We start from the raw sequence: 12843 nt of genomic DNA, 5'->3' as shown, positions 1-12843 counted from the left end.
ATATTACCAGCTAAAAGCAGATTTTCAATGTGAACAGACAATTTTTTCTACAAACGGTTTTCAAAAAACAGGCAGCTGTTATTCCTCAGTACCCTGTTCCATCTTCGACATAGACGCGATGTCTAGAACTTTATCAATCCAGCCATCGTAAAAACTCTTCTCATGTGTTACAAGAATCAGACTGCCATCGTAACGCTGAATGGCTTTTTTTAAAGCAATTTTAGTCGTCTCATCCAAATGGTTGGTCGGCTCATCTAAAATCAGGAAATTAGACGGTGTCAATTCCATCAAGGCTAATTTGACTTTCGTCTGCTCACCACCGGACAAAAGGCGCATCTGTTTAGTCGCATTGTCAGCATTAATACCGGCCGCTCCCAAACGCTGGCGCAATTGACGCTGTGCTTCTAAGGGATAGGCGGCCTGCATGATCTGCAAAGGCGTCTTTTTATCGTCATCCCAGATTAAATCCTGATCAAAATAATTCGTCTTGGCTGAAGGCGAAAACTTAGACTTACCTGAAATCGGCGGCAGAATTCCTAATAAGGTCTTAATCAAGGTCGATTTTCCGGCGCCGTTGAATCCTGTGAAGACAACTTTATCACCCGCCGACATACTAAAGGTCACAGGATTTAAGACGGGTTTGCTTGGATCATAGCCGACAACCAGCCTCTCGGCTTTTAAAGCATCCGTAGATTGAGAATCGACATAAGGGAAAGTGAATGTTGCTTTGGGATTGGTCTGGGGTGCTGAAATAATATCCATATGCGCCAGCATTTTTTCACGTGATTTGGCCCGGCCCGTCGTTGAAGCACGCGCTTTGTTCTTTTGGATAAAAGTCTTGGTCTTTTTAATCACTTCCTGCTGTTTGTTATAAGCACGCAGCTGCTGTTCGGCTTTTTCAGTCTTTTGCCGCATCGCCTGGTCAAAATTACCGCGATATTTGGTCAGTGTATTAAAAGAGACATCCAAAATGACGTTAGCAACATTGTTCAAAAAATCAAAGTCATGGCTGATAATCAAAGCCGCGCCTTCGTAATTTTGAATATAGCCTTCCAGCCATTTGATGTGCGACACATCCAAATAGTTGGTCGGCTCATCTAAAATAATCACATCGTTAGATTCCAGAAGCAGTTTTGCCAGAATGATTTTGGCACGCTGTCCGCCGGACATTTCGGAAATAATATGATCACGACCGATCGCATCCAGCCCAAGGCCTGTAATGACCTGCTCGACATTATTGTCGATCGAGTAAAAGTCAGCTGCATCCAATTCATTTTGAAAGCGTGTTGCCCGTTCCAGCAGATGGTCGTCGACCGTTTCAGCGTATTTGCTGTACAAATCCGTCATTTTCTTTTCTTTGGCATATAAATCGTTATAGGCCGTATGCAAAAAATCGATCAGAGACATGCCTGAAGGAATATCTGCGTACTGATCCAAATACCCGATCTGAATGTTGTTCTTCCACTCGATCCGGCCGGCAATTGGTAAAACTGCGCCCATCAGAATGCGGATTAGCGTCGATTTACCGGCCCCATTCTGTCCGACAATCCCGACATGTTCCCCTTTTTCCAGCGTGAATTCAGCATCTGTATATAATTTTTTATCCGCGTAGGCCATCGTTAGGCCGCTTACATCTAATAAAGCCATCAGAGATAGTCTATCATGCTAGAATAATTGCTGATATGAAAGCTCGAAAAATGCGTCCAAAAACAATCCCGGCAGCCGATGTAAAACGCGCATATCGCTTTTATCGCGATGTTTTTGGCTTTTTACGTGACCCTAAAGACCAGACCACTTTAATTGTCGATGGCCAAGCGATCAATTTCGTTCAAAGCGATCAGCGCATTGAAAGCGAGATTATTGTTCGAGATCATTTGACACAAATCCGTGAACATTTAGCTAACAACTTTCTGGCAGAGATTGGTCAGGCAGAAGAACGTTTTAACCAAAAAATTGCCCTGAGAATTCACGATTCCGAGGGCAATATAATCGTGATTGAGGGCAATCAGGACAAGTCAATTATTTAGCTAGGGCCTGGGCGGCTGTGATAATCGCCACTTTATAGACATCTTCTTCATCAGCACCACGCGACAAGTCAGATACCGGCGAGGCCATCCCCTGCAGGATGGGTCCGATCGCTTCAAAACTGCCCAAACGTTGAGCCACTTTATAAGCAATATTGCCTGATTCCAGACTCGGAAAAATAAAGACATTGGCATGGCCGGCAACTTTGGAACCTGGCGCTTTTGACTGGGCGACTGATGGCACAAAGGCTGCATCAAACTGCAATTCGCCATCGATACTGTCAGCCAGTTCTGGCGCTTTCTCCTGCGCCAATTTAGTTGCCTGAACAACTTTATCAACCAAAGGATGTGCAGCTGATCCCTTTGTCGAAAAGCTCAGCATGGCTACTTTTGGCTCAATGCCAAATACTTTGGCCGTGTGTGCGGACTGGATGGCAATCTCAGCTAAAGCCTCGGCATCGGGGTCGATATTAATGGCCGAATCAGCAAATACATAACGTTCGTCCCCTTTTTGCATCACAAAAGCACCGGAAATCCGTGAAACGCCGGCAGCAGTCTTGATAATCTGCAGCGCCGGGCGAACCGTATCGCTAGTCGGGTGAGCAGCTCCGGACACCATCGCATCGGCTTTACCGCTATAGACCAGCATCGTTCCGAAATAATTGGCATCTTTGAGCCAGACAGCAGCCGTCTTAGCATCTGTCTTGCCGTGTCGGCGTTCTACTAATTGATCCACCAGATCATCAAATTGGTTTTCTTCAACCTCATTTTGGTCAATCACAGTCAGGCCGGCTAAATTGAAATGATATTCGGCCGCAGTCTTCTCGATGGCTTTCCTAGATCCCAAGAGAATCGGTACCAGCAGGCCGTCTTTTTCCAAGCGCACGGCTGCGCCTTGGATTCTAGGGTCCTCGCCCTCAGGAAAGACAACCCGAATGTGGCGGCCCCTAATCTTATCTGCTAGTTCCGTAAATAGTTCTGTCATATTGCCTCCAGCCTTATTATCATAGAAAACGCTTCCATATGCACGTTATTTCAACCAATTAATTGCATTTCTGCCGTGTGCCTGCAGCCAGTCATTTGTCTGGCTAAAGGGCCTGCTGCCAAAAAAGCCGCGATTAGCCGACAAACCAGACGGATGTGCCGACTGCAGAATCAAATCTTTTTCAGCGTCGATTAACGAGGCTTTTCTCCGTGCGAAATTGCCCCAGAGGATGAAGACTTTCGGCTGCGGCTCGGCACTGGCCAGCTGAATCACTGAATCTGTAAATTTCTCCCAAATCAGCCCGGCATGCGAATTAGCTTGGTGTTCTTTAACTGTTAGCACTGAATTCAAAAGCAGCACGCCTTGCTTAGCCCACGGGATTAAATCATGCGATTGCCTTGCCTGTCCCAGATCAGTCTGAATTTCTTTATGAATATTCTGCAAACTGCTAGGTGCCGGAAAATCGTCAGGAACGCTGAAACTCAGCCCTTGTGCTTGGCCCAGCTCGTGATAAGGATCCTGGCCGACGATAATCACCTTCGTATCAGCTAAGCTTGTATCAAGCATAGCAGAAAAAATCTTGTCAGCCGGCGGGAAAACACGGTCCGGTCCTTCATAACAGTCAGCTAAAAAGTTATTGATCTGTTTAAAATACGCTTCACCCAAGACTGGCAGCAGGTGTTTGTACCAATCGGTCTTTTTTAAATTTATTAAATAATCATTCACGGTTAAAATTATAGTATGAGTCGATATTTTTTAACCCAACAGCATGATACGCGTCAAAAAGAAAATCGCGCCTACAACGAAGATTTGACAATCGCTTTTAATATTTCCGGTAAAATCGGCAGCAAAAACGATGTCCTGTATGTTTATGACACACACGGCGTTGAACAGGCCCGTATCCGCCAGGTTTCATATGGTATTCTGCCACGTTTTCAACTGCTCTATCACGATAAATATGTGGCCTCGATCGGCTTCAATTTTGCAGGGTTAGGAGATATTATTTTCATTCGCTACTTAAATTGGGTCGTCACAGGCGAAATTACTTCCGGCAAATACCGCATTCGCCATGGCCGGGTCAAACTGTTAGAAGTTAATCCTGTCTCATTTCCAGACGGCCTGTACTATCAATTGGACGTGACCAAAGACGCCCAAGCACCAGTCCATGTGGCGATTGCGGCCTTATTAGACCGATGGGGTGTTAAAAAAAATCGCAGCCTCCTGCAGCTGCCGACTCGCGCAACGAAATACAAATACAAAATGGCCACGAGAATCAATTAATCAATGATAATTTTTTAGATTTTTGCCCAATTCGCGCTGCATGTCACGCTCTTTGATTGTCTGCCGTTTATCGTAATTCTTTTTACCAGTACCAATGGCAATCAGAATTTTGGCAAAACCTTTTACGAGATAAACGCGCAAAGGGACAATCGTCTTGCCGCCTTGCATAACAGCCTCGTCTAAAGCAGCAATTTCGCGTTTGTGCAGCAATAGTTTGCGCCGCCGGAGCGGATCACTATTGAACTGGTTGCCCTGCTTATAAGGCGAAATATTGGCGTTATTCAAATAGGCCTGACCGTTGCGAATTGTAACGTAAGCATCCCCAATCGTGATTTGGCCCAAGCGGACAGATTTAATTTCCGTACCAGTCAATTGAATACCGGCTTCATAAGTCTCGCCAACCAGATAGTTAAAAGAGGCTCGGCGATTATTGGCCAAGGCTTGGTCTTTTTTCTGTTTTTTAGCCATTAATGCCGACCTCCGCGGAGACGATATTTACCTGTCGACTTGTAGGCTCCTTTTTGTGGACGCTTCTTTTGCCCTCCTTGGCTATTTTGAGAATTATTGCCTGGCCGATGATTATTATCATGATGAAAAGACCGGCGTTCAGGCTCGGCTGCCAGACGAATCTTGGTGATTGGTGCTGCTTGCGGGTTGACCAGTTTGAAATCAATTTTGCGCGTCTCTTTATTGGCATTGACAACCTGTACTTTCACTGCCAGACCAATTGTAAAAATCCGATGGCGCGTGCGGCCAATCAAAGCCTGTCGCGTCTCGTCATACTGATAGACATCATCGTCCATCGTGCTGATATGGACAAGGCCTTCAATCGTATTAGGCAAACTGATAAACAAGCCGAATTTCAAAGCCGAATTGACAACACCGTCGTATGTCTCGCCAATATGGTCCTCCATATATTCAGCGAATTTCATGTCGTTGGTGGCTCTTTCGGCATCAACTGCGCGGCGTTCTCTTTCAGAGGTATCAACACCGATTTGAGGCAGCTTGTCGCGGACGGCTTCAGTAGCCTTTGGTCCAGTGCCGAATTTGGCATAATGTTTGATCAAACGATGAACGACCAAATCCGGATAACGCCGGATTGGCGAAGTGAAATGCGTATAATATTTGGCCGCAATGCCAAAATGGCCAATTGGCTGAGGAGAATAATGGGCTTGTTTGGTCGCCCGCAACATCATGGTCTGAATCATCATCTCTTCAGGCAAGCCGGCAACAGTTTCTAAGGCCGCCTGGAAATCTTTTGGCTTTAAATTCTTCGGATCAGCCTTAATCGGATGGCCGATTGCACGCATGAATTCAAAGAAATTGGTGACTTTATCGCCTTCAGGCACTTCATGGACACGATACAAAAAAGGTACATGCAGATGATCAAAATGCTGAGCCACGGTCTCGTTAGCAGCCAGCATAAAGGATTCAATCATACGCTCGCCAATCCCGCGATCGCGTACAACGACATCAGTCGGATGACCTTTTTTATCAACGATGATCTCAGCCTCATTAGTCTCAAATTCAATGGCACCACGAGCTGTTCGCATTTTAGCTAAAATTTTGTGCAGCCGGCCCATTTGTTCGATCATTTCAGCCAGATCAGCATATTTGGCCCGTTCGGCGCTATCACCGGCTAAAATTTTATTGATCGAATCATAGGTCATACGTGCATGTGAGCGAATGATACTGGGCTGGATTTTATGTGAAACAATTCTTCCCTGCAAATCAATTTCCATCTCGCAAGACATGGCCAAACGATCCTCATTCGGGTTCAATGACGCAATGCCGTTAGAAATTTCTGTCGGCAGCATCGGAATAACGCGGTCAGTCAAATAGACTGAGGTACCGCGTTTGTAAGCCTCCTGATCCAAAGGCGTCCCTTCAGGCACGTAATTAGACACATCAGCGATATGAACACCTAAATGGTAATTGCCGTTGGGCAGCTTCCAGACAACAACCGCATCATCAATATCTTTCGTGTCGGCACCATCAATCGTGATCAGCGGCTGGTCGCGAAAATCAGGCCGGCCATCAGCTAAAGCCTGTTGTAAATCAATTGATTGCGGAATCGCTTTGGCTTGTGCTGCGGCTTCATCCGGGTAAACACTGGGGATTTTCAAGCTATAAACGATCTCAAGGATGTCAACGCCAGGCGCATCGGAACGACCGATCACTTTGGTAACAGATCCGATCAAAACGGTCGGATTGCTGCTGGTCGGAAACACACTGGTCGTTGCTGTCACGGAATCGCGATCGCTTGGCGTCAGGCCTTTATTGTCGACAAGATACTTAAATTCCTGCATTTTGTCATCGCTAAAGGTAATTGTCCCGATAAACTGGCTAGGATCCATTGGGCGCGGCAGATCGTCACGATTGACGCCCGAACGAAAAACACCCACCACCTGTTGATTGGCGTGACTGAGAATTTTTTCAACTTTGCCTTCTGGACCGCGGCCATCACGACCAGCATGAACGATTGAAGCCAGCACTTCATCGTTTTGCATGGCCAGATTCGTGTTGGCTCGGCCGATAAACAGGTCTTCTTGACCCTCATCAGTCTTAACGAAGCCAAATCCCTTGGCGTTAGCAACGAAAGTGCCGTTTATGAATTTTTCTGAAGCGAATTGGGTAGTAGGCATACTTTTCATTATATCGGTTATATGAGCAATAAAAAAACGCCATGATCCGAAGATCATGGCGGGTAGGTAGATAGATACTACCTCAGCTGGTCGCATTTATTATATCAGATTTTTTCATAAAGATGCTCATCAACCTGATTAAACAAGCGGCTAAATTCTTGGTCTGAAAGAATCGTGAGACGGTGCATCGCACGGCTGGCAACTGTATACAACAATTCACGGTCATTTTCGCCACTATAATTACGATTATCAACCTGCCATAAAATGACGGCATCAAATTCCAGACCCTTGGCCAGATAGCCCGGTATGACAATCGTACCCGGCACCAGACGCTGGTTTTCCAATGTGATCAGCGTTGAGGCGGCGCCAGCTTGCAAGAGATCTTCATGGACTTCTTTAGCCTGAGCAGCAGTTTTTGTGATAATCGCCGTTGTTAATTCATCAGCCAAATTATCCTTTAGTATCTTGACTAAATTAGCCGCGGCATTGCCCTTAATAAACTGCGGTTTTTGTCCCTCACGGGCAAAAGCCTCGATATTTTCTGAATCAGTCAGCAAAGCACTCGTAAAATCAGTGATCTGTTCGGTCGAACGATAAGTCTTTGTTAATTTGATCGTTCTCGACTTGTCCGGATCAAACAGCTGATACATGGCGGATTCCAGGCTGCTAGCATTTGTCCGTGTGAAGATGGCTTGGTTCAAATCACCCAAAAGCGTGAACTTGGCCTTCGGGAAAGAAAACTTCAAAAATGCCAGCTGGAAGGCCGTGTAATCCTGAACTTCATCAACGAAGAGGAAACGAATCGACCGGTCACCGTGATGGCCGTTGACCAAATCAAACAAATACAGATAAATAGCCGTATCATTTAAATTCAGCTTGCTGTCTGCTAAATCAGCAGCCGAACGATCACAGGCACGAGACCACTCGTCAAGCTGAATGCCGAATTGATCCAAAGACAGCAAAGTTGGGACGGCTTTGAGAAAACCGAGGAACAACTTGTTAGGATTCATGAAAATACCACGGCGGATGCGTCGGAAAACAGGTTTTAACGCTTCGCGGACGATTTTTTTAGCCAGTTCGTTGCGCTCTTTTTTTTCGGATTCGAATTCTCTTTTGTCCGGATCACCCAGCATCAGCTCAAGATCACTAGCTGCTAGATTTTCAATCGCGATATCCACCCAGCGTTTTTTCATCTCTGAGGAAATCCGGCCCATCGTCTTGCGCAGCAGTGCTTGTTTGGTCGCCTCCAAACGTTGACTGAGCGAATAATTGCCATTGAAGGAATAATAAATTTCAGCAATTTCTTCAGATGAGAAAAAGATTTCTCCTTGAAACATGAGATTTCGAAAGCTCATGCCTGAACGGCCGATATGTTGGGAATACTGGCGAACTGCCTTAAAGAAAGGCAAGCTGCCCTTAAAATCAGTCATTTTCACAGACTCAGGATCGTTTTCGCTTTCAAAACGCTCAGCTAGAGTCTGCACTTCGATTTTCGGCAGGCGGTAATTAGCATATTGATAAAAGGTCATTTGAATCATGTTGTTTTCACCCAGATCCGGCAGCACCTCATTCACATAGTCATTAAAAATCTGGTTTGGTGAAAACAAGACGACTTGTCCGGACGTGATCTTGCCGCGGTAGCGATAAAGCAGGTAAGCGATTCGCTGCAAAACAGCCGCCGTTTTTCCCGAACCAGCAGCACCCTGAACAAATAGTAGATCGGAATCTGTGTCTCGAATGATCCGGTTCTGTTCGCGCTGAATCGTCGTCACAATCGACTTCATTTTCGTCGAGGAATCCGAAGATAGTGCCTCTAAAAGCAATTTATCGCCGACCGCTTCTTCAGTGTCGAATAAAGTCAAAATCACGCCATCAGCGATTTCAAACTGGCGTTTTAACTTGACGTCGGCCGTCTGCGTCCCATCAGGTGTCTGGTAATCAATCTTCCCTAAAGCGCCGTCATAATAAATAGAAGAAATCGGGGCTCGCCAATCATAAACGTAAAAATGCCCGCTTTCATCAGCAAACGACGCAAGGCCAATGTAAATTGTCTCTTTTTGAGCTGCCTGATCACCCTGATCAATAAAATCAATCCGCGCAAAATAAGGCCGGCCCTGCAGCTTTTTTAATGTCGCCATCTGAACTTCAGCCTGGGATTGATCGCGTTCGCGCTGTGCCAAAATCTGCTGCTGGGCATGGACGGATGCGCCGGTCTCAACCACCGCATTGAAGTCGGAAAACTTCACGCGAATGTCCTGCCAGCCCTTTTCAGCTTCTTTTAAATTGTCTTTAGCTCTGCTGATCCGTGTACCGGTCTCGACGATTTTCTTGTCAAGTTCCTTTAGCACCAGATCCAGATGCTGTTGTTCATTGTCTCTTATCGTATCTGTCATAAAGTCGTCATAGTATTATACGCCAAAAACACTGATTAAGCAGGCAGAATTGCCGGCGGTGGATTTACGCGGCGTGCTAGAATGAAATTATGACAGAACAAGGTATTAACGTATTTTTTGTCCGCCACGGACAGACCTATTTTAATTTGATGGGCCGCTTTCAAGGCTGGTCGGATATTGATCTAACTGAAAAAGGTATTGCAGATGGCAAAGCAGCCGGAATTAGGCTGGCCGGCGTACATTTTAAGGCTGCATTTTCTTCCGACCTGCCCCGTGCCTACAATACAGCCCGCTTTGTTCTAAACGCCAATCAAGCTAATTCTCCGGCTTTGCCAACAGCTGAAAAGGACTTTAGAGAAATCTTTTTCGGCAGCGCTGAAGGCTTGACCATTCAGCAAATTGTCGCTGAATATGATCACGGTTTTGACAAGACTATGCAGGCAGAAGCCGTCGGTTACGGCGACACGATTGAAAAATTCGGTTTTGATGGTTTGATGGATCTCTTTAAAAAGAATGATCCGCTGCATCTTGCCGAAGATTCAGCTGAATTCAATCAGCGTTTAACACATGGCTTGAATATGATCCGAGAGACTTTCAAAGCTGGCGATAATGTGCTTGTTGTGACGCACGGCAGCCTTATGCGTGCCTTAGCGAACAAATTTCAATCAGCCGAACTCGCCTCTCACAAACTCGATAATGGTGCGATTTCTAAATTGATTTTTGAGCCAAAAAAAGACGGCCGTGTGACGATAGCCGCTTGGAACGATACGGAAAAGATCTGGTAACAGGCCTTTTTTATTGCGTTATTTTTTGAATCCGCCCATTGCGCCGTTTGCACCCTCTTCTTGCCCAGGATTAAACCAATTGACGTGTGCATTAGTCTGATTAAGACGCATATCAAATATGCGAAGCAGCGCTTTAGGTGCGGTCATCAAGGGGTATTTTTCGCTCAAGACCGCTCGTGTGATAATCCGGTAATTGATATTGGGAAACAGGCAGGAAATAATCGTCAGTGTCGGCTGTTTGCCAACGGTATTAGCCGGATCCATGACTGATACTTGGTCTTTGTAAACAGTATTTTGGACAACGACGCGATAAACGTATAAATTTTCTTTATCGGCTGCATACACTTTAGTGCCGTCCAAGGCATGCACATCATGTGTACCACCGCTGGTTAAATAAGGCGCATTCTGATTTTCAGTCAGCTGCAAAGGCGAAAATCCCGTCACATGGTTGTTAAAATTATGCGCAGCCAGCGAGTAATTGCTTGGTTGGCCTAGCTGCTGGCCCTTGACTGAAGCTGCGCCTAAATTCAGTGTCTGGCTGCTGTATGGATTGACGTAAATCGGCAGCAGAATATGCTGGCTGGGAATGGCGACATAGCCGATTTTTGTCTCATTTTCATTAGCGTGAGGATTCCATTGAATCATTTTAAGAATCTCGGCAGCATAGGAACGGTCAGGCCGTTTGGCAACTTTTCCCTTGGGTTCATAGACTTTTAAAGGCTGAATGCGCGCATATAATTCTTGAAAATGCTGGTAGCCCAAATATCCTAAAGCAGACAAAAAAATAATCAGCAAAAGCGCCGGCAGCAGCCAGCGGCGAAAACGGTGTTTACTTGTCCCAGTCTGCTTTGTTGCCATCACTTAAAGGTCTGCAGATACTGTTCGTAAGCCGGCTGGTCTAAGACTTTGTCGACTTCGCCGATATATTCCCGTGGTGCATCTTCGTAGGTAAAGCCATGTTTGAAACGGAAAAGACCGTCGGATGGGTCGAACTGACCGACACCGCCAAAATCATATTCGGCTTTGCCTAGTGATAAGCCCCATTTAGTCATCTCCCACTGTACAAGATAAGGCGCATAATGTTTGGAAAATTCCCGATCCGAGCCAGCATACATATACCAGATCTCATCCCCGTGAGCAAAACCGATTCCTGACGCGATTACCTGGCCTTGAAAATGAGCAACAAAGATCTTCAACAGGCCGGTCTGGGCAAACAAATCTACCATGCGGTAAAAATAGCTTTCCGGGCGATAGGTAATCTGCTGATAACCGGCCATTTTTTTATAAGTATCGTAAAAAGCGTCGACAAAATCCCGATTACATCCAGAAGTGACCGTCACGCCGTCTTTGATAGCCCGACGAATCTGGTTGCGGTAGTCACGTTTGAAATGTTTCATCAAATCGTCCGTGTTTGCCATGCCTTTATAGCTCATCACCATATTTTTGCGTGGCTGAATATTGCCATGCATCGTCATGACCTGGCGATTGCGTGTCTGAAAACCGGCCGCAAGATAACGCCGATTCAAATCATCATCATAAGCGACTTCCGGATCCATGCGCAGCAAAAAAGTATTCTTGGGCAAAGCAGCAACAGCTTCATCGACCAGACTGGCAATTAATTCAACATCCTGAAAATCGGCGATCGGCCCGCGCGGTGAATAGGCTAAAAGCCGTCCTGGCACGGCTTCAATTGTCAAAACAGCCATGGCCGCAATCACCTCGCCCTGATCATTTTCACGATACACAAAAAGATGCCCCCAATTGGCTTTCAAGTCTGCCCAGAGAGTATCCTGTGTTGCCTGCCCGCGCCAGTTCGTGCGGACAAAGCGATTATATTTCTCAACTGCTTGTTTATCTGTTAAATCTAATATCATTACTTATCTATCATACCCGACATTTTCAAAGCTTCCTGCCAAGTCGGGATTTTAAATCCGGTTGCTTTAGCTTTATCTAAATCCAGAATCGAATGACGCGGTCGATAGGCTTTTTGCGGGAATTGTTCCGATGTCACAGGTTCAATGGCGACCGAACTGTTCTTCAAAATTTCTTGGGCAAACCGGTACCAGCTGGCAGTACCGTCGTTTGAAAAGTTATAAATACCCGGTTCTTGATCGCTATCGACTAAATGCTGCATAAATTCAGCCAGCGATTTGGTCCAAGTAGGCCGGCCGATCTGGTCATTAACAACCGTCAGCTTCGGGTGTGTCTCAGCTAATTTTTGCATCGTATAGACAAAATTATGGCCGTATTCGCCATAAACCCAGCTGGTGCGGACCACATAGGCCTTGGCATGCGAAGCAAGGACGGCTTTTTCACCAGCGAGTTTGGCTTTGCCATATTCGTTTTGAGGATCAACTGAGTCCGTCTCCAAGTAGGCTGTCTCTTTTGTGCCATCGAAAACATAATCCGTGGATACATAGACCAGTGTTGCACCAAAAGCCGCGGCAGCCTGAGCTAAATTCGTCGTACCGTCGACGTTAACAGCCCAATTTCGTGCTTTGCCTTCATCTTCAGCGGCATCGACTTTTGTATAAGCCGCAGCATCAAAAATCACGTCAGGTGCCTGAGCCTGAACAGCTTCAAACACAGCTTGCCGATTCGTAATATCCAGCATTTTAGAATCGTAAGCAGAAAATTCTAAGTTCTGCGCTTCTAGTAGTTCGTGCAGCTCGCGGCCCAATTGGCCGTTTGCACCAGTAATTAAATATCTCATAATCCCATCATAGTAAA

12 protein-coding genes are annotated in these 12843 nt (G+C 46.0%); 3 read left to right on the top strand and 9 right to left on the bottom strand.

What is annotated here, in order from left to right:
• Positions 1–78: 78 nt before the first annotated feature.
• On the bottom strand, positions 79–1647 hold the full coding sequence (locus NRF22_RS05920; protein ID WP_263779670.1) for an ABC-F family ATP-binding cassette domain-containing protein: 1569 nt from the start codon (positions 1645–1647) through the stop codon (positions 79–81).
• Between the two features lie 50 nt (positions 1648–1697).
• Between NRF22_RS05920 and NRF22_RS05915 the strand changes: the two genes are divergently transcribed.
• A complete protein-coding gene (locus tag NRF22_RS05915) occupies positions 1698–2027 on the top strand; it encodes a lactoylglutathione lyase (protein ID WP_318528714.1) in 330 nt (109 codons plus the stop codon).
• Here the strand turns inward: NRF22_RS05915 and pta are convergent.
• Together pta and NRF22_RS05905 are read right to left on the bottom strand one after the other, a co-directional pair.
• On the bottom strand, positions 2020–3009 hold the full coding sequence (gene pta, locus NRF22_RS05910) for a phosphate acetyltransferase (RefSeq protein WP_263779668.1): 990 nt from the start codon (positions 3007–3009) through the stop codon (positions 2020–2022). The two genes, NRF22_RS05915 and pta, sit on opposite strands and share 8 nt — an antisense overlap.
• Positions 3010–3054: 45 nt before the next feature.
• Positions 3055–3735, bottom strand: a complete 681-nt coding sequence (locus tag NRF22_RS05905) for a uracil-DNA glycosylase (protein ID WP_263779667.1) — start codon at positions 3733–3735, stop codon at positions 3055–3057.
• A 15-nt stretch (positions 3736–3750) separates the two neighbouring features.
• Between NRF22_RS05905 and NRF22_RS05900 the strand changes: the two genes are divergently transcribed.
• On the top strand, positions 3751–4290 hold the full coding sequence (locus NRF22_RS05900; protein WP_263779666.1) for an LURP-one-related/scramblase family protein: 540 nt from the start codon (positions 3751–3753) through the stop codon (positions 4288–4290).
• Here NRF22_RS05900 and smpB read toward each other — a convergent pair whose 3' ends face one another.
• The 3 genes from smpB to helD all read right to left on the bottom strand — a co-directional run bounded on the left by smpB (position 4291) and on the right by helD (position 9328).
• Entirely contained in the window at positions 4291–4758 is a 468-nt protein-coding gene (gene smpB / locus NRF22_RS05895; RefSeq protein WP_263779665.1) for an SsrA-binding protein SmpB, read from the bottom strand.
• Positions 4758–6935 carry a ribonuclease R gene (rnr, locus tag NRF22_RS05890; RefSeq protein ID WP_263779664.1) on the bottom strand — a complete coding sequence of 726 codons (2178 nt, stop codon included), beginning with the start codon at positions 6933–6935 and terminating at the stop codon, positions 4758–4760. The genes smpB and rnr overlap by 1 nt, the downstream gene beginning before the upstream one ends.
• Before the next feature lie 104 nt (positions 6936–7039).
• Positions 7040–9328 carry an RNA polymerase recycling motor HelD gene (gene helD / locus NRF22_RS05885; RefSeq protein WP_263779663.1) on the bottom strand — a complete coding sequence of 763 codons (2289 nt, stop codon included), beginning with the start codon at positions 9326–9328 and terminating at the stop codon, positions 7040–7042.
• 89 nt (positions 9329–9417) lie between these two features.
• On the opposite strand from helD, the gene NRF22_RS05880 reads away from it, so the two are divergent.
• The gene (locus tag NRF22_RS05880) at positions 9418–10113 is read left to right on the top strand and encodes a histidine phosphatase family protein (protein ID WP_263779662.1); all 696 of its coding nucleotides are present in this window, start codon (positions 9418–9420) and stop codon (positions 10111–10113) included.
• A gap of 18 nt (positions 10114–10131) precedes the next feature.
• On the opposite strand, the gene NRF22_RS05875 is transcribed toward NRF22_RS05880, so the two are convergent.
• The 3 genes from NRF22_RS05875 to rfbD are packed head-to-tail and all read right to left on the bottom strand — an operon-like array spanning position 10132 to position 12826.
• A complete protein-coding gene (locus tag NRF22_RS05875; protein WP_263779661.1) occupies positions 10132–10971 on the bottom strand; it encodes a class A sortase in 840 nt (279 codons plus the stop codon).
• Complete coding sequence (locus NRF22_RS05870) at positions 10971–11987, bottom strand: lipid II:glycine glycyltransferase FemX (protein WP_263779660.1); 1017 nt, start codon at positions 11985–11987, stop codon at positions 10971–10973. The genes NRF22_RS05875 and NRF22_RS05870 overlap by 1 nt, the downstream gene beginning before the upstream one ends.
• Positions 11987–12826: a dTDP-4-dehydrorhamnose reductase gene (rfbD, locus tag NRF22_RS05865; protein ID WP_263779659.1), complete on the bottom strand. Its 840-nt coding sequence runs from the start codon at positions 12824–12826 to the stop codon at positions 11987–11989. Before rfbD ends, NRF22_RS05870 begins: the two co-directional genes overlap by 1 nt.
• Positions 12827–12843: the final 17 nt, after the last annotated feature.

The sequence above is a fragment of the Oenococcus kitaharae genome (genome assembly GCF_025758695.1).
GTDB classification, from domain to species: Bacteria; Bacillota; Bacilli; order Lactobacillales; family Lactobacillaceae; genus Oenococcus; species Oenococcus kitaharae_A.
The sequence above is the reverse complement of the archived record's forward strand: the minus strand, read 5'-3'. Positions and strand labels throughout refer to the sequence as shown.

Bases quoted from the DNA above. Each gene is read 5' to 3' on its own strand.
- NRF22_RS05920 (WP_263779670.1), bottom strand. From the start codon at position 1,647: ATGGCTTTATTAGATGTAAGCGGCCTAACGATGGCCTACGCGGATAAA.
- NRF22_RS05915 (WP_318528714.1), top strand. From the start codon at position 1,698: ATGCGTCCAAAAACAATCCCGGCAGCCGATGTAAAACGCGCATATCGC.
- pta (WP_263779668.1), bottom strand. From the start codon at position 3,009: ATGACAGAACTATTTACGGAACTAGCAGATAAGATTAGGGGCCGCCAC.
- NRF22_RS05900 (WP_263779666.1), top strand. From the start codon at position 3,751: ATGAGTCGATATTTTTTAACCCAACAGCATGATACGCGTCAAAAAGAA.
- smpB (WP_263779665.1), bottom strand. From the start codon at position 4,758: ATGGCTAAAAAACAGAAAAAAGACCAAGCCTTGGCCAATAATCGCCGA.
- rnr (WP_263779664.1), bottom strand. From the start codon at position 6,935: ATGCCTACTACCCAATTCGCTTCAGAAAAATTCATAAACGGCACTTTC.
- helD (WP_263779663.1), bottom strand. From the start codon at position 9,328: ATGACAGATACGATAAGAGACAATGAACAACAGCATCTGGATCTGGTG.
- NRF22_RS05880 (WP_263779662.1), top strand. From the start codon at position 9,418: ATGACAGAACAAGGTATTAACGTATTTTTTGTCCGCCACGGACAGACC.
- NRF22_RS05875 (WP_263779661.1), bottom strand. From the start codon at position 10,971: ATGGCAACAAAGCAGACTGGGACAAGTAAACACCGTTTTCGCCGCTGG.
- NRF22_RS05870 (WP_263779660.1), bottom strand. From the start codon at position 11,987: ATGATATTAGATTTAACAGATAAACAAGCAGTTGAGAAATATAATCGC.
- rfbD (WP_263779659.1), bottom strand. From the start codon at position 12,826: ATGAGATATTTAATTACTGGTGCAAACGGCCAATTGGGCCGCGAGCTG.